We start from the raw sequence: 15,170 nt of genomic DNA, 5'->3' as shown, positions 1-15,170 counted from the left end.
AGGATCTCTGGGTGAGTGACGAAGTAGAGCCCGGTTACGTACGTGTCCGTCTCGATCTCTCCTATGACGGGAGCGAGTTCTCCGGGTGGGCCAAGCAGGCCGGGGGGCGGCGGACCGTGCAGGGGGAGATCGAGGACGCCCTGCGGACCGTGACGCGGTCGGGGGGAACGACGTACGAGCTGACCGTGGCCGGGCGGACCGATGCCGGGGTGCATGCGCGGGGGCAGGTGGCCCATGTCGATCTGCCGCGGGAGGTCTGGGGTGCGCACCACGACAAGCTGCTCAAGCGGCTTGCGGGGCGGCTGCCGAGGGATGTGCGGGTCTGGGCCCTCAGGGAGGCTCCCAGCGGCTTCAACGCCCGGTTCTCGGCGGTCTGGCGGCGGTACGCGTATCGCGTGACCGACAACCCCGGTGGCGTCGACCCGCTGCTGCGCAACCACGTCCTCCGGCACGACTGGCCGCTCGACGTGGACGCCATGAACGAGGCCGCCGAACGGCTGCTGGGGGAGCACGACTTCGCCGCCTACTGCAAGAAGCGGGAGGGCGCGACCACCATTCGTACGCTGCAGCAGCTGAGCCTGGTGCGCGGGGACGACGGGATCATCACCGCGACCGTGCGGGCCGACGCCTTCTGCCACAACATGGTGCGCTCGCTGATCGGGGCGCTGTTGTTCGTGGGGGACGGGCACCGGGGGCCGGACTGGCCGGGGAAGGTGCTCGCGGCCGGCGTACGCGACTCCGCCGTGCATGTCGTACGGCCGCACGGGCTGACCCTGGAGGAGGTCGGCTACCCGGCCGACGAGCTGCTCGCCGCGCGCAACAAGGAGGCGCGGAACAAGCGGACGCTGCCCGGGGCCGGGTGTTGCTAGTTACCGGTTCGCCGCTGCCGACGCCTGGGCCTCGCCGCGGCTGTGGATCTGGCGGTATGTGAACAGCCGCAGGTCGTTGCCGGCCGAGTACACCGTCGTGGACTGGTTGGTGACGTCCTTGCCGGTGGTGAAGCCGGCGGTGGCGAAGTAGGCGTAGCGGCCGTAGGAGTTGGCTGTCGTGAGGCAGGTGGCGGCGTTGCAGAAGGCCTTCACCCCGTCACCGGCCAACGCCTTGATGAAGCCCTTCTTGTCCGACTGGGTCCTGGCCCTGGTCGCCTGTGCCTCGGTGTCGAAGACGGCGACGCCGATCGTCACCGCGACGTCCTTCGTGGTGTAGGTGACGCGCAGGAGGCGGGTGCAGTCGTTGGCGGTGAGGACCTTCGGGAGGGTGCCCTGCGCGGTCGGGGCGCAGCTCTTCGTGTCGGTCGTCGCGCCCCGCTTGTACACGGTGGAGCCCATGGGCAGCTTGGCGTACGGGAAGAGGCTCTGCGCGCTGAGCGGGGCAGTGTCCTTGGCCTTGCTGGCGATGAACTCCCTCGGGTCCAGCGGGGGCGGGGCGCTGGTCGGGGCGAAGGAGGGCGCCGAGGCGCTGCTGCTCGGGATGGACCCGCTGGCGGGCAGGTTGGACGGGTTGCCCGAGGCCTCGTTGTTGCCGTTCGCCGATACGACGGCCATGGCGACGGCGGTGCCGATCGCGATCGTGGCGACCGCGCCGCCGCCGATGAACAGCATCCGGCGCTTCTTGTTGCGCGTCTCGGAGGCCTCGGCGAGCGCTGCCCAGTCCGGGGTCTGGCCGTCGTCGCCGCCGCTGGTCCACGGCTGCTGGGATTGCGGTTTCCAGGGGTCCCACTGGGACTGGGGTCCCCCCTGCTGCCCATAGCTCATGGGGCGCATCTTAGACGGGAGGCGGAGGGTGCCGGTGTGTCTCCGGTGGAGCGGCCGGGGACCTTTCCGGCAGGGGGGCACAACTCGGTCGCTGCTCGGTCGCTGCTCGGTCTCCGCCGTGTGGCGGAGACCTCGTTTTGACCCGTTCAGGTCTGCGCAGGTATTCTGCTTCTTCGTTGTGTATTGGCTCGCTCGTTCTCACGCGAGAGGCCTTTACCTAGGTTCCCTGGAGCAGTTACCAGTGGGCGGCATACGGGCAGTGTTCCCGGCATATTTGTCGTCCCCAGCTGCACGATCGCTTCAGTGATGCCAAGTGTCAGCACCCATCCCTGAAGAAGAAGGCTGCGAAGTGCGTACGTACAGCCCCAAGCCCGGCGATGTGACTCGCCAGTGGCACGTCATTGACGCTCAGGACGTCGTCCTGGGCCGTCTCGCCACCACCGCTGCGTCCCTCCTGCGGGGCAAGCACAAGCCGATCTACGCCCCTCACGTCGACACCGGTGACTTCGTCATCATCATCAACGCCGACAAGGTGCACCTCTCCGGCAACAAGCGGACCCAGAAGATGGCGTACCGCCACTCCGGCTACCCGGGTGGTCTGCGCTCCGTCCGCTACGACGACCTCCTCGCGAACAACCCCGAGAAGGCCGTCGAGAAGGCCGTCAAGGGCATGCTCCCCAAGAACACCCTGGGCCGTCAGATGCTCTCGAAGCTGAAGGTCTACTCGGGCGACCAGCACCCCCACGCTGCCCAGCAGCCGGTGCCGTTCGAGATCACCCAGGTCGCGCAGTAAGTCCGGCCACCCCCTAAGACTGAAGAGAATCTGAGGAGCATCGTGGCCGAGACCACCGTTGAGCAGCCGGTCGAAGAGACCGAGACCGAGCTTGTCGACATCGACAGCTACACCACCGAGTCCGAGGTCCCCGTCGAGGGCGAGTACACCTCGGAGTCCCTCGCGTCCCGCTTCGGCGAGCCCCAGCCGGCCGCCGGCCTGGGCCGTCGCAAGAACGCCATCGCCCGCGTCCGGATCGTCCCGGGCACCGGCAAGTGGAAGATCAACGGTCGCACCCTCGAGGACTACTTCCCGAACAAGGTGCACCAGCAGGAAGTCAACGAGCCCTTCAAGGTGCTCGAGCTCGAAGGCCGCTACGACGTCATCGCCCGTATCTCGGGTGGCGGTGTCTCCGGTCAGGCCGGTGCGCTCCGTCTCGGTGTCGCACGCGCGCTGAACGAGGCCGACGTCGACAACAACCGCGGCCCGCTCAAGAAGGCCGGCTTCCTCAAGCGCGACGACCGTGCGGTCGAGCGCAAGAAGGCCGGTCTGAAGAAGGCCCGCAAGGCCCCGCAGTACAGCAAGCGCTAAGCTTCGCTGCCTGCTCGTACGAACGCCCCGGCGGCACGCCTCAGTGCTGTCGGGGCGTTCGTTTATCACCGTCGGGGGCGTATAACGGCACAAGACCCTCGAAGTCTTGTGTGATGGGCTGCCGGTACGCCTGCGACAACTGACGCTTCCTCAGGAGGACAAGTGGGACGACTCTTCGGCACGGACGGCGTGCGCGGCGTAGCCAACGCGGACCTGACGGCGGAGATGGCGCTCGGCCTCTCCGTGGCCGCGGCGCACGTACTGGCCGAGGCGGGCACCTTCGAGGGCCACCGGGCGACGGCGGTCGTCGGACGGGACCCGCGTGCGTCCGGGGAGTTCCTGGAGGCCGCCGTGGTCGCCGGCCTCGCCAGCGCGGGTGTGGACGTCCTGCGCGTCGGAGTGCTGCCCACTCCTGCGGTGGCGTATCTCACGGGCGCGCTCGGCGCCGATCTGGGCGTCATGCTCTCCGCCAGCCACAACGCCATGCCCGACAACGGCGTCAAGTTCTTCGCCCGCGGCGGCCACAAGCTCGCCGACGAGCTGGAGGACAGGATCGAGGCCGTGTACGACTCCCACCGGCACGGCGAGCCCTGGGAGCGGCCTACCGGTGCGGGCGTCGGGCGGGTGCGGTCGTACGACGAGGGGTTCGACCAGTACGTCGCGCATCTGATCGGCGTACTCCCGAACCGGCTCGACGGGCTGAAGATCGTCCTCGACGAGGCGCACGGTGCCGCGGCGCGGGTCTCGCCGGAGGCGTTCTCGCGGGCCGGTGCCGAGGTGATCACGATCGGCGCCGAGCCGGACGGGCTCAACATCAACGACGGCTGCGGATCGACCCATCTGGATCTGCTGAAGGCCGCCGTCGTGGAGCACGGGGCCGCGCTCGGCATCGCGCACGACGGTGACGCGGACCGGTGCCTCGCCGTGGACCACACCGGCGCGGAGATCGACGGCGACCAGATCCTGGCCGTGCTGGCGCTGGCGATGCGGGAGCGGGGCGTACTGCGTCAGGACACCGTTGTCGCGACGGTCATGTCCAACCTCGGCTTCAAGCTGGCGCTGGAGCGGGAGGGGCTGCATCTCGTCCAGACGGCGGTCGGGGACCGGTATGTGCTGGAGGAGATGAAGGAGCACGGATACGCGCTCGGTGGCGAGCAGTCCGGGCACGTGATCATCCTCGATCACGCGACCACCGGGGACGGCACGCTGACCGGGTTGTTGCTGGCGGCCCGGGTCGCCGAGACCGGTCGTACGCTCAAGGACCTCACGGGTGTCATGGAGCGGCTGCCGCAGGTGCTGATCAATGTGCCGGACGTGGACCGGGCGCGGGTGAAGACCTCTGCGGAGCTGGCGGCTGCCGTTGCCGAGGCCGAGCGGGAACTCGGGTCCACCGGGCGGGTGTTGCTGCGGCCGTCGGGGACGGAGCCGTTGGTGCGGGTGATGGTCGAGGCTGCGGACATCGACCAGGCTCGGGCGGTGGCCGGGCGGCTTGCCGATGTGGTGAAGTCGGCGCTGGGCTAGGGCCGACCCCGGGTCACCCATAGGTAGTAACAAAATGTGCCGAACGGGTTACTGATTGTTTCACTGGCGTCGAGGCCGCCATGCGTGGCGTGCCCCCGACGGAAGTGAGAAACAGCATGAAGACAGTCAGCAGCACCCTGAAGCGACTGGCCGTTCCGGCCCTGGCCGTGAGTCTCGCCGTTCCCGCGTTCGCCACCCCGGCCGCGGCCGCGACCCCCGGCTCCACCGCGCTCCGTCTGTTCGGCATGGTGGTGCTCAGCGCACGCTCGGGCGTGGCGAACCACGTCACTGCCAGCACCTCCACCGGTCGTGTGGTCCTCACGGACGACACAGGCATCGCGCTGGGGCCGGGTTGCGTTCGGCTGTCCGCCACCAGCGTCGACTGCGGCAGCGTCGCCGGCACCTCCCGGCTCTCGGTCGGACTGGGTGACCTGGCCGACAGCTTCGACGGGACGAGCGTTTCGCTGCCCACCCTCGTCGACGCCGGTGCGGGCTCCGACACCGTGGCGACCGGCAGCGGCAACGACACGATCGGCGTGAGCGGCGACGCGCCCGCCGTCGACACGGTGTCCTGTGACGGTGGCTCGGCCGACGTGGTGTTCGCCGACCCCGGCGACAGCGTCGCCGCGGACTGCGAAACGCGCCGTTAGACGCCGCCCGCCTTCGCCGTGCGTTCACGCTGCCTGGCCCAGAGCCATTTCTGGGCCAGGAGTGTGAGGGTGCCGGCGAGGACGATGCCGAGCAGGTTCAGCAGCAGTTGCGCCGTGGAGCCCCAGGCCTGCTTGTACTCGTTGTAGGCGAAGGCCACTGCCGCGTTCGCAGCGGCCGGGACCGTCGTCACCGAGATGGCCACGCCGACCAGGGCGCCCGACTTCGCCGAGGTCAGGGAGAGGGTGCCTGCCGCTCCGGCCAGTACTGCGACGACGAACGAGAACGCATCGGGACGGTAGATGAAGTTGGTGTTGGGGCGGGTGGCTTCCAACTGGACCTTGGTGAACAGGCCGACGCCGTCCATGAAGTAGGTGAAGCCGACCGTCACCAGCATGGCGACGGCGAAGCCGACGAGCAGTGCGGTCAGCGAGCGCAGGGCGAGGCGCGGATGACGCTGCACCAGCGCCGTGCAGATGCCTGCCAGCGGGCCGAACTCCGGGCCCACCGCCATCGCGCCCACGATCAGGATCGCGTTGTCGAGGACGACACCGCAGGCCGCGATCATCGTGGCGAGTGTGATGAAGGCGACGTAGGTGACGGAGAGCGTGGACTCCTCGTGCGTCGCCTCGGTGAGTTGCTCCCACAGCACGGCGTCCGCGCCTTCGCCGGGTGCCTCCGCCTCGGCCTTGTCGGCGCGCTTGGACAGCGAGAGGTCGATGTTCTCGACGGCGATGGATCCGGTGCGGTCGAGCTCCAACGCCCTGAGCTCGCCGATGAGTTCGTCGCCCGCCTCACGTGCGACGTCGCACATCACGACGTCGCCGGCCGGGTTGCGGGCGACTCCCGGCAGCACGACGAGATGCGTGGTGCCGACGGTCCTCTCGATCAGGCGGACCACGTCGTCGGTCCTGTCCGACGGCGTGATCAGGCGCAGGTGCAGCATGGTTCTTTCTAACAGGCGGAACTACAGCTTGCGCAGCCGCAGGCGCTGGACCTTGTGGTCCGGGCCCTTGCGGACGACCAGGGTGGCCCGGCCGCGGGTCGGGGCGATGTTCTCCACCAGGTTGGGCTTGTTGATGGTGCGCCACTGGGTGCGGGCGTACTCGAGGGCCTCCTCCTCGGACACCTGCGTGTACTTGCGGAAGTACGAGTGCGGGTCCTGGAAGGCCGTCTGACGCAGTTTCTTGAACCGGTTGAGGTACCAGCGTTCGACGTCCTCGGGGCTGGCGTCGATGTACACGCTGAAGTCGAAGAAGTCGGCGAGACCGACGCGGGTACGGCCGTCCTTGCCGGGGAGGGCGGGCTGCAGGACGTTCAGGCCCTCGACGATCAGGATGTCCGGGCGGCGGACCGTGAGTCGCTGGTCGGGGACGATGTCGTAGATGAGGTGGGAGTAGACGGGGGCCGTCACCTCGTCCTTGCCCGCCTTGATGTCGGCGACGAAGCGGGTCAGGGCACGGCGGTCGTAGGACTCGGGGAAACCCTTCCGCGACATGAGGCCACGGGCCTGGAGCTCCTTGGTGGGAAGCAGAAAGCCGTCGGTCGTGACCCGCTCGACGCGCGGGTGCTCGGGCCAGCGGGAGAGCAGGGCCTGGAGGAGGCGGGCGACGGTGGATTTGCCGCCCGCCACGGAGCCGGCGACGCCTATGACGAAGGGCGTGCCGGACTGGGAGCCCTGTTCGCCGAGGAAGGTGTTCAGGGCGCCTCTGAGGCCGTCGGTGGCCCCGACGTAGAGGTTGAGGAGCCGAGACAGCGGGAGGTAGATGTCCCGCACCTCGTCGAGGTCGATGACGTCACCGAGGCCACGCAGCTTCTCGACCTCCTCGGCGGTCAGGGGGAGCGGCGTCTTCTCACGCAGCGCGCTCCACTCCGCGCGGGTGAGGTCGACGTAGGGAGTCGCCTCCGGCCTGGGCCGGTGGGCGCTCCGGGGCATCGAGGAGACCGGAGAGATCACAGTCCATTGTTAACGGAGTTTGAACGGGGTGCAGGGTGGGGTCGGTCACGTTGTTCCGTGATCAAGCTCTCTGGGCGGCGTGATCACGTGAAGTCCGCGTGTGCGAGGTGGGTGCCGCAGGGGCCTGGCCGACACGACTTCTCGGGGTACGTCACCTTCGATGCTGTCGGTGAAACCGGACACGATTGCCGTACCGGGATCACGCTTGGAGACGTGCCAGTCGCTTCGCGGCCCGGCGTCTCGCGGGCTCGAAGGGGTCGGCGGACGCCCCGGCGCCCTCTCCGGGGGTCGCGGCCCATCCGCGGACCTTGTCCGCCACCTTGAGCAGGCGCCCGTCCCCCGGCTTGACGTCGATGTAGAACAGGGCTTCGTCGGACTTCTTGTCGTCGCCGCCCCACCGCACGACGCCTTCCAGGTCGGCGAGGATGTCACGGACGATCACGAGCTGGTTCGGGAAATATCCGCCTCGCTGTCCGGACGGGTAGAAGTCCGGGCGGATGTGGACCGCCGTCCCCGAGGCGAGGTTGGACTCCGCCAGCCCCTTGCGGACCTTCCCGGGGTGGCGCCAGCCGACGACATCACCGCGGCGGAGGGTGTCGATCTCGTAGTGGAAGCGCTGGATGACGTGGACGAGAACGGTTTCGGCATCTCCCATCCGGACCTGCACGCCGTCGAGGGGGGTGCCGAGGACGGGCCGGGTCCAGATGCTGCCGCCGTCGTCCGCGGCCTTCTCCATCTCCCAGCCGTTCAGGGACGGCTGACCGGTCGTCACCGGGCTCGGTGCCGGACCGCCGGCCGCGGGCGGCGTGACCGCCTGGGCGGAAGGAGCCAGCAGTGTGCCTCCTGCGAGCGAGGCCAGGGCCGCTCCCCCCGTGACAGCGGCGGTACGGGAGAGCAGGGTACGGCGCGATATGTCAGCACTCACGGTGCGTCACTCCAGAGTTGGCTACAGGGCCGAGGAGACGGCCTGAAAGACGAGGAAGGGGACGATGACGACTGGCATGGCCTTCAGCCACGGGCTCAGCGGCCGGTCACGGTGCAGCGGCACGAGAACGTCCGTCACGACCAGCAGCAGCACCACCAGCAGCCCGGATGCGGTCGCGGTCCATGTGGCCAGGCCGGTCCTGTCGCAGTCGGCCCCGCACACTTCGACGATCGTGCTGGAGCGGTCGACGGCAGATCCGCCCCATCGGCGGGCGGACAGCCACCACAGGCTGTACAGGGGAACCATGGCCGGGATCCCGACGAGGAAGTTGACCAGCAGCGCCGGCCACGGTGGCCGCAGGCCTTTCATCAGGTGTGGTCGCGCATCGGCGCGTAGTACTTCTCGAAGACGCGGTACAGGCCCATGCGCTTCTTCCCCTCCGTCGTCGCGTCGTCCGTGGTGCCCTGATAGCGGATCAGTACCTTCTCGATGTCCGCTTCCGTGGACTCGACGGTCGGCCCGGCGACGCCGATCAGGGACGCGTGGTACATGTGCACGAAGGGCACGGTCGCGATGGTGAACGAGTTGTTCGTCCGCAGCTTGGTCCAGATCTCGAACAGATCGGCGTCGTTGTTCGGGTCCCGTCGGGACGTCGCGGACAGCAGCCCGCGGTCGACCGCCAGGTTCCTCGCCTTGATCGCGGTGACACCGAAGATCTGCGCCAGACCGGTGGAGGAGTCCCGCATCGACTCCGTGATCTTGTCCGGCCACCAATCGGGCAGCTGGCCGGTGTGGTACTCGTACACGGCGGCGTCGGAATAGCGGTCGTCCACCTTGAGGACGCCGCTGACGTTGTAGTGGCGCATCTCCCACAGCACGGGAATCTGGATCAGCGCCTTGCGCATCCTGTACCGGCGGGCCAGGTCGGTGAACACGTTGTCCCAGCTGAGCACGAAGTCGATGGCTTCGGTGGTGGTCCACTTGGTGTAGAAGTTCGACTCGGGTACGCCGACCGACTCCATGTAGGCCCGGATGTCCGCGCGCAGACCTTCCCAGAAGGTGTTGTTGAACTCGACGTCGAGGCCGGAACCGCTGGACGGTGACGGATTGAAGGAGTTCTGCCCGGTGTCCCTGCCGTGTGCGATGTTGATGTCGACGTTGATGCTGCCGTCCCCGGAACCGACCGTCTTGGTGACGATCTGGTCGAAGGCCCAGTTGTTCGGCATGGGGTAGCCGAAGTTGCCGGAGAACGCGTACGACATGTCGGAGACGAAGCTCGCGTCGGCCAGCTTGAGTTCGGACACCCGCGAGCAGACGTTCCTGGGCCCGTAGACGCCCACCAGGTACTTGCCGCCGGTGGACTCGATGCCGTCGTTGATGCCCTGGAAGTGCGGGATGACGTTGCTGGTGACCTCGTCGTCGACGGCGTCGAAGTCGACGGCGAAGTAGATACGGGTACCGGGCTTGAAGCCGTGCTTCTCGGCGTGCATGACGGCTGAGATGGCGTCCGCCGTGCCCTGGGGCGCGCTGAAGGAGTCCTTGCCGCGCCCGTAGGTCTGGTAGATGGGGAAGCAGCGCAGTCCGTTGTCGGCGATGGTCTGCAGTTCGCCGGGCTGGATCTCCTTCTCCTTCGTGCTGCCGCTGGGCACGGCCGCCGGGTTGTACAGGTAGCGGCCCACGTACTTCACGCCCGCCGCCTTCAGGGCGGCCGCACGAGCCGGCGTGATCTTCGTGACGCAGTCGCAGGCCTCGCCCTTGCGGGACTGGTCGCCGAACGAGACCAGCAGAGAGGCCCAGGTGGAGAAGTCACCCGCGCCGGTGACGGGCAGTTTCACGAAGGACTGGAACTCACGGACCGCGTCGGCCAGACCGCCGGTGAAGGTCCCCTCGAAGGACACCCCGTACCGCCTGTTGAAGATCATGGCGGCGGTGAACAGGAGAACCCAGGTGCCCTTTGCGCCGACCGTGACGGTGTGGTTCTTCAAACCGTCCTGAGTGCCGGGGCCGAAGTTGCCGTTGGCGGTGCCGTCGGCCATACCCAGCTCGTACTGCACGGCGTAGATCATGGCCTTGGCCACGTCGCGCGAGTAGATACCGTCGCAGGGGACGACGAAGAAGTCCTGCCTGTTGACGTAGCGGCCGTTGAGCCACTGCTGGATGTCCCGAACGGTGTCGGTGCCGTTGCCGACGGTGACGTAGGCGTCCATGTTCAGCAGGCCTTTGAACACCTTCGGCACCAGATCGCTGCCCGTGTACACCCGGTCGACGCCCATGTGCTGCTTGAGCTGCGTGATCGAGGAGGCGACCCGGTCGCTGAACTTGCCGTCGATGCCGCCGCCGTCGTAGCCCTTGCAGTACAGAGCGGACTGGACGATCCGGATGAAGTCAGCCGAAGGTGCCGTGGAAGCGTTGATCTTCGGGTGCTTCGTCTGAAGGGCCGACAGCGTTCCCGGTCCGAAGCTGTTGGACACAGGGCTGATGCCCAACTCCCACTGCAGTGCGCGAGTGAGGGCGTACATCGTGTTCCAGCCGGTCTGCCCGTCTTCCTTGACCGTCATGCCTGTCCGGCTGCCGTACGTCGCGTTGACGAATTTCTGTGCCTGCAACACCATCTGGTCGGCCATCAGCGCCCCTCCGTTTTCGGCAGGGAGCGTCCACAAGCTGACGCAAAGCGGCTCCCCCCGTCGCCGTTCCGATACGCGCCCCCTTGTTCGAGCGGTGGTCAGCCGCGTTCGAGGGGCGAGTGGGATCACTGTAAACAGGCGGGTGCGGAGAGGCGCAAGAGAAGATCAACAGGGTGGCGTGAAACCGCAGCGCTTCACTTCAGTCATCCGATGGTCAAGATTCCATGCGGTTGCTGCAACCTTTTGGTGAAGAACCGGCGGTGAGCGGAGTGCGGGTGCAGCCAAGATGGCTGAAAGTGGGCCCGTCGGCAGCTGCGATGGCCCGCGCCCCGCCATGGACCGGTCCCCACTCCCCTTGGTTCACGCGGGCCGGACAGACCAGACCAATCGGAAACCGCGCCTCATGGCGGCGAGCGCCGGAATTTCCGATTTCGGGCACGCTGCGCCGTGTTCGGGCGGCTCCCGGTGCCTAGGCTGCGGTGCATGTGCGGAATCGTGGGATACGTGGGGTCGCAGTCGGCGCTCGATGTCGTGATGGCCGGGCTGAAGCGGCTGGAGTACCGGGGGTACGACTCGGCGGGCGTCGCCGTGCTCGCGGATGGCGGGCTCGCCGCCGCGAAGAAGGCCGGCAAGCTGGTGAACCTGGAGAAGGAGCTGGTGGACCGGCCCCTGCCGACGGGCTCGACGGGGATCGGGCACACGCGGTGGGCCACGCATGGCGGGCCGACTGACGCGAACGCGCATCCGCATCTGGACAATGCGGGGCGGGTCGCCGTCGTCCACAACGGGATCATCGAGAACTTCGCCTTGCTGCGGGCCGAGTTGGAGGAACGCGGGCACGATCTGGCGTCCGACACCGACACGGAGGTCGTGGCTCATCTGCTCGCCGAGGAGTACTCGTCCTGCGCCGATCTCGCGGAGGCCATGCGGCTCGTCTGCCGGCGGCTGGAGGGGGCGTTCACCTTGGTCGCGGTGCATGCCGATGAGCCGGATGTGGTCGTGGGGGCTCGGCGGAACTCGCCTCTCGTGGTGGGTGTTGGGGAGGGCGAGGCGTTCCTGGCTTCCGATGTCGCCGCGTTCATCGCCCATACGCGGTCGGCGATCGAGCTGGGCCAGGACCAGGTCGTCGAGCTGCGGCGCGACGGGGTGACGGTGACGGGGTTCGACGGCCGCCCGGCCGACGTGCGCTCGTACCACGTCGACTGGGACGCCTCCGCCGCGGAAAAGGGGGGCTATGACTACTTCATGCTCAAGGAGATCGCCGAGCAGCCCAAGGCGGTCGCCGATACGTTGCTGGGGCGCATCGACGTCTCCGGTTCGCTGACGCTGGATGAAGTACGGATCAGTACCGCCGAGTTGAGGGAAGTCGACAAGGTCGTCATCGTCGCCTGCGGTACGGCTTTCCACGCGGGGCTGATCGCCAAGTACGCCATCGAGCACTGGACGCGGATTCCGTGCGAGGTGGAGCTCGCGAGCGAGTTCCGGTACCGGGATCCGATCCTCGGTGCGCGGTCGCTCGTCATCGCCATCTCGCAGTCCGGCGAGACCATGGACACGCTGATGGCGCTACGGCACGCGCGGGAGCAGGGCTCCAAGGTGCTCGCCATCTGCAACACCAATGGGTCGACGATTCCGCGGGAATCGGATGCGGTGCTGTACACGCATGCGGGGCCGGAGGTGGCCGTCGCCTCGACCAAGGCGTTTCTGACGCAGTTGGTGGCGTGCTATCTCGTAGCCCTGTATCTGGGGCAGGTGCGGGGCACCAAGTGGGGCGACGAGATCGGGGCCGTGATCCGGGACCTGTCGCAGATCTCCGGTGAGGTCGAGCGGGTGCTGGAGACCATGGAGCCGGTGCGGGAGCTCGCGCGGTCGCTCGCGGGCAAGGACACGGTGCTGTTCCTGGGGCGGCATGTGGGGTATCCGGTGGCCCTGGAGGGGGCTCTGAAGCTGAAGGAGCTCGCTTACATGCACGCCGAGGGGTTTGCGGCGGGTGAGCTGAAGCATGGGCCGATCGCGTTGATCGAGGAGGACATGCCGGTGGTGGTGGTCGTGCCGTCGCCTCGGGGGCGGTCCGTGCTCCACGACAAGATCGTGTCCAACATTCAGGAGATCCGGGCTCGGGGTGCGCGGACGATTGTGATCGCGGAGGAGGGGGACGAGGCGGTGGTGCCGTACGCCGACCATCTCGTACGGATCCCTGCGACGCCGACGTTGCTGCAGCCGCTGGTGGCCACGGTGCCGTTGCAGGTGTTCGCGTGCGAGCTGGCGACGGCTCGCGGCAATGAGGTGGATCAGCCGCGGAACCTGGCGAAGTCGGTGACGGTAGAGTAGTTCTTCACGCCGTCGAGGAAGGCGGAGACCTGTGCCGCGACACGGACAGGCTCCCTCGATTTCTCGACCGGGCCGTCACCGCGACGCACGAGGCCGTTCTGGTCACCGAGGAGCCGGGGCTGCGATCGCCGGACGGATCGTAGAGTGCCCGAATGAGCATCATCGGCGTCGGTATCGACGTAGCCGAGATCGATCGGTTCGAGGCGTCACTCAAGCGGACGCCCGGGATGGCCGAACGGCTGTTTCTGGAGAGCGAGTTGCTGCTGCCCAGCGGCGAGCGCCGGGGTGTTGCCTCGCTTGCCGCCCGGTTCGCCGCGAAGGAGGCCCTAGCCAAGGCGCTCGGTGCGCCGGCCGGGCTGCTCTGGACGGATGCCGAGGTTTTCGTCGAGGACAGTGGACAGCCGCGGTTGCGGGTGCAGGGGACGGTGGCGGCGCGGGCGGCGGTACTCGGCGTGCGGTCCTGGCACGTGTCGCTCAGCCATGACGCGGGCGTGGCCTCGGCGGTGGTGATCGCCGAAGGCTGAGGGCAGACTCGACCCCATGCGTACTGCGTACAGCGTGGAGACGGTAAGGGCAGCAGAGCGGGAGCTCATGGCGCGGCTTCCCGAGGGGGCGTTGATGCAGCGCGCCGCCGCCGGGCTCGCCGCCGCTTGTGCTGATCTGATCGGGCGCGTCTACGCCAGTCGGGTCGTGCTGCTCGTCGGGAGTGGGGACAACGGCGGGGATGCGCTGTATGCCGGTGCGCGGCTCGCCCGGCGGGGGGCGGCGGTCGCCGCCGTGCTGCTCGCGCCCGAGCGGGCCCATGCCGGGGGGCTTGCCGCCCTGCTGCGGGCCGGAGGGCGCGTCGTCGAGGCGGGGGCGGCCGCCGGCCCCGCTGCCGCCGCCGGCATCAACCCTGCAGAAGAGGCGATTCTTCGGGCCGATCTCGTCGTCGACGGGATCGTGGGGATCGGTGGTAAGGGTGGACTTCGGCCCGACGCCGCACAGTTGACCGCCGCTGTCGCCGAGTCCGGTGCCGCCGTCGTCGCCGTGGATCTGCCCAGTGGCGTGGACGCCGATACGGGGGAGGTGCGCGGTGCCGCCGTTCGGGCCGATCTCACCGTCACGTTCGGGACGCACAAGCCCGGGCTGCTGATCGATCCCGCGCGGGAGTACGCCGGGTCGGTGCGGCTCGTCGACATCGGTCTGGGGGACGTACTCCCCGAAGAGCCCGAGCTGGAGGCCCTGCAGCACGCGGACGTGGCGCGGTTGCTGCCCGTGCCGGGTGCCGAGAGTGACAAGTACCGGCGGGGCGTGGTGGGGATCGCCGCCGGGTCCGCGCGGTATCCCGGGGCTGCTGTCCTCGCCGTGTCCGGGGCGCTGAGGGGCGGCGCGGGAGCCGTGCGGTACGTCGGGCCCGCCGGGGACGCCGTCGTCTCGCGGTTCCCCGAGACGCTCGTATCGGATCAGGGGCCCGCGAAGGCCGGGCGCGTGCAGGCCTGGGTGGTCGGGCCGGGGGCCGGGGATGATGCCTCGACCGTGGCCGAAGTGCTGGAAGCGGATGTGCCCGTGCTCATCGACGCGGACGGGCTGCGGCTCGCCGAAAGGGATGCCGTACGGGCTCGTAGCGCCCCGACGCTCATGACCCCGCATGCCGGGGAGGCCGCCGCGCTGCTCGGTGTGGCGCGGGAGGAGGTCGAGGGGGCGCGGCTGGCCTCGGCGCGCGAGCTCGCCTCGCGGTACGGGGCGACCGTGCTGCTCAAGGGGTCGACCACGCTCGTCGCCGACTCGGCGGGAGGGGTCGTGCGGGTCAACGCGACCGGGACGCCCTGGCTCGCCACCGCGGGCAGTGGCGATGTGCTGTCGGGGCTCGCCGGGTCGCTGCTGGCGTCCGGGCTCTCCGCCCTGGACGCGGGGAGCGCGGCGGCGTATCTGCACGGACTGGCCGGGCGGTTCGCGGCCGACGGGGCGCCGGCGGGGGCCCATGACGTGGCCGAGGCGATTCCAGGCGCATGGCGGGACGTGCGGGACTGACCGGGCCGGCCCCGGCGGGGTGGTCGGCCGTATC

Annotated in this window: 14 protein-coding genes; 8 read left to right on the top strand and 6 right to left on the bottom strand. The window is 68.7% G+C overall.

Features of this window, described 5'->3' with window-relative positions:
• Positions 1 to 11 precede the first annotated feature (11 nt).
• Positions 12 to 869 (top strand): tRNA pseudouridine(38-40) synthase TruA, encoded by an 858-nt coding sequence (gene truA / locus IH68_RS0107850; RefSeq protein WP_030930464.1) that lies wholly within the window; start codon positions 12 to 14, stop codon positions 867 to 869.
• On the opposite strand, the gene IH68_RS0107845 is transcribed toward truA, so the two are convergent.
• Positions 870 to 1,754 (bottom strand): hypothetical protein, encoded by an 885-nt coding sequence (locus IH68_RS0107845; RefSeq protein ID WP_030930461.1) that lies wholly within the window; start codon positions 1,752 to 1,754, stop codon positions 870 to 872. It abuts the gene before it with no gap.
• Between the two features lie 349 nt (positions 1,755 to 2,103).
• Between IH68_RS0107845 and rplM the strand changes: the two genes are divergently transcribed.
• The 4 genes from rplM (at position 2,104) to IH68_RS0107825 (ending at position 5,288) form a co-directional block, all read left to right on the top strand.
• Positions 2,104 to 2,547: a 50S ribosomal protein L13 gene (gene rplM, locus IH68_RS0107840; RefSeq protein WP_030930458.1), complete on the top strand. Its 444-nt coding sequence runs from the start codon at positions 2,104 to 2,106 to the stop codon at positions 2,545 to 2,547.
• 42 nt (positions 2,548 to 2,589) lie between these two features.
• A complete protein-coding gene (gene rpsI / locus IH68_RS0107835) occupies positions 2,590 to 3,117 on the top strand; it encodes a 30S ribosomal protein S9 (protein ID WP_030930455.1) in 528 nt (175 codons plus the stop codon).
• Between the two features lie 162 nt (positions 3,118 to 3,279).
• Complete coding sequence (gene glmM, locus IH68_RS0107830) at positions 3,280 to 4,638, top strand: phosphoglucosamine mutase (protein WP_030930451.1); 1,359 nt, start codon at positions 3,280 to 3,282, stop codon at positions 4,636 to 4,638.
• Positions 4,639 to 4,754: 116 nt separating this feature from the next.
• Entirely contained in the window at positions 4,755 to 5,288 is a 534-nt protein-coding gene (locus tag IH68_RS0107825; protein ID WP_030930448.1) for a hypothetical protein, read from the top strand.
• On the opposite strand, the gene IH68_RS0107820 is transcribed toward IH68_RS0107825, so the two are convergent.
• The 5 genes from IH68_RS0107820 to IH68_RS0107800 all read right to left on the bottom strand — a co-directional run bounded on the left by IH68_RS0107820 (position 5,285) and on the right by IH68_RS0107800 (position 10,792).
• The gene (locus tag IH68_RS0107820) at positions 5,285 to 6,232 is read right to left on the bottom strand and encodes a DUF389 domain-containing protein (protein WP_030930445.1); all 948 of its coding nucleotides are present in this window, start codon (positions 6,230 to 6,232) and stop codon (positions 5,285 to 5,287) included. The two genes, IH68_RS0107825 and IH68_RS0107820, sit on opposite strands and share 4 nt — an antisense overlap.
• 21 nt (positions 6,233 to 6,253) lie before the next feature.
• Entirely contained in the window at positions 6,254 to 7,222 is a 969-nt protein-coding gene (gene coaA, locus IH68_RS0107815; RefSeq protein ID WP_051833262.1) for a type I pantothenate kinase, read from the bottom strand.
• Positions 7,223 to 7,442: 220 nt separating this feature from the next.
• On the bottom strand, positions 7,443 to 8,168 hold the full coding sequence (locus IH68_RS0107810; protein ID WP_030930439.1) for a hypothetical protein: 726 nt from the start codon (positions 8,166 to 8,168) through the stop codon (positions 7,443 to 7,445).
• 21 nt (positions 8,169 to 8,189) lie between these two features.
• Positions 8,190 to 8,474 carry a hypothetical protein gene (locus tag IH68_RS0107805; RefSeq protein ID WP_234341258.1) on the bottom strand — a complete coding sequence of 95 codons (285 nt, stop codon included), beginning with the start codon at positions 8,472 to 8,474 and terminating at the stop codon, positions 8,190 to 8,192.
• A gap of 62 nt (positions 8,475 to 8,536) precedes the next feature.
• Positions 8,537 to 10,792 (bottom strand): glycoside hydrolase domain-containing protein, encoded by a 2,256-nt coding sequence (locus IH68_RS0107800; protein WP_030930433.1) that lies wholly within the window; start codon positions 10,790 to 10,792, stop codon positions 8,537 to 8,539.
• A gap of 483 nt (positions 10,793 to 11,275) precedes the next feature.
• Here IH68_RS0107800 and glmS point away from each other — a divergent pair, with 483 nt between their 5' ends.
• The 3 genes from glmS to IH68_RS0107785 all read left to right on the top strand — a co-directional run bounded on the left by glmS (position 11,276) and on the right by IH68_RS0107785 (position 15,136).
• Positions 11,276 to 13,123: a glutamine--fructose-6-phosphate transaminase (isomerizing) gene (gene glmS / locus IH68_RS0107795; protein ID WP_078912356.1), complete on the top strand. Its 1,848-nt coding sequence runs from the start codon at positions 11,276 to 11,278 to the stop codon at positions 13,121 to 13,123.
• A 152-nt stretch (positions 13,124 to 13,275) separates the two neighbouring features.
• A complete protein-coding gene (locus tag IH68_RS0107790; RefSeq protein WP_030930427.1) occupies positions 13,276 to 13,647 on the top strand; it encodes a holo-ACP synthase in 372 nt (123 codons plus the stop codon).
• 16 nt (positions 13,648 to 13,663) lie between these two features.
• Positions 13,664 to 15,136, top strand: a complete 1,473-nt coding sequence (locus tag IH68_RS0107785; RefSeq protein WP_030930424.1) for a bifunctional ADP-dependent NAD(P)H-hydrate dehydratase/NAD(P)H-hydrate epimerase — start codon at positions 13,664 to 13,666, stop codon at positions 15,134 to 15,136.
• Positions 15,137 to 15,170 lie beyond the last annotated feature (34 nt).

The sequence above is a fragment of the Streptomyces sp. NRRL S-646 genome, assembly GCF_000720765.1.
GTDB lineage: Bacteria > Actinomycetota > Actinomycetes > Streptomycetales > Streptomycetaceae > Streptomyces.
This window is presented reverse-complemented; position numbering and strand designations above follow the sequence as displayed.

Coding starts and splice junctions, on each gene's coding strand:
- coaA (WP_051833262.1), bottom strand. CDS start 7,222: ATGCCCCGGAGCGCCCACCGGCCCAGGCCGGAGGCGACTCCCTACGTC.
- IH68_RS0107820 (WP_030930445.1), bottom strand. CDS start 6,232: ATGCTGCACCTGCGCCTGATCACGCCGTCGGACAGGACCGACGACGTG.
- IH68_RS0107805 (WP_234341258.1), bottom strand. CDS start 8,474: ATGGTTCCCCTGTACAGCCTGTGGTGGCTGTCCGCCCGCCGATGGGGC.
- IH68_RS0107790 (WP_030930427.1), top strand. CDS start 13,276: ATGAGCATCATCGGCGTCGGTATCGACGTAGCCGAGATCGATCGGTTC.
- IH68_RS0107785 (WP_030930424.1), top strand. CDS start 13,664: ATGCGTACTGCGTACAGCGTGGAGACGGTAAGGGCAGCAGAGCGGGAG.
- IH68_RS0107825 (WP_030930448.1), top strand. CDS start 4,755: ATGAAGACAGTCAGCAGCACCCTGAAGCGACTGGCCGTTCCGGCCCTG.
- glmS (WP_078912356.1), top strand. CDS start 11,276: ATGTGCGGAATCGTGGGATACGTGGGGTCGCAGTCGGCGCTCGATGTC.
- IH68_RS0107800 (WP_030930433.1), bottom strand. CDS start 10,792: ATGGCCGACCAGATGGTGTTGCAGGCACAGAAATTCGTCAACGCGACG.
- IH68_RS0107845 (WP_030930461.1), bottom strand. CDS start 1,754: ATGAGCTATGGGCAGCAGGGGGGACCCCAGTCCCAGTGGGACCCCTGG.